Here is a 325-nt window from a genome sequence, read left to right as displayed (position 1 = left end):
CTGGGAATCCGACGCCCAGCACCGCTTCGAACAGGCCAAGGCCAGCACGTCGGTGCAGGTGCTCGGGTCGCGCGCGCAGACCGTTCAGGGCGAGCGCGTCGACGTCGCGCTCATGGTGGCCACCGAGACCACCGGTGAGGGCCCCTGGGTCACCGCGCCGCGGACCGAGCGCCCCATGACCGTCGTCGTGGACACCACCCAGAACCGGGGTGTTGAACAGATCGACATGACCCCGCACGGCGGCCTCTGAGACGCCCCCCGGCCAGGCCCCACGACACGAAGACCAGCGGCTGCGGCATCCTCACGCGAGCTCCCCCGCGGGGAG

At 72.0% G+C, this 325-nt stretch carries 1 protein-coding gene; it reads left to right on the top strand.

The features are described 5' to 3' along the window. A partial coding sequence (locus KVS67_RS11735) for a hypothetical protein (protein ID WP_217565422.1) occupies window positions 1–250 on the top strand: 250 nt, incomplete at its 5' end. Window positions 251–325 lie beyond the last annotated feature (75 nt).

It is taken from the genome of Micrococcus sp. GbtcB5 (assembly GCF_019091605.1).
In the GTDB taxonomy this organism is placed as follows: Bacteria; Actinomycetota; Actinomycetes; order Actinomycetales; family Micrococcaceae; genus Micrococcus; species Micrococcus luteus.
This window is presented reverse-complemented; position numbering and strand designations above follow the sequence as displayed.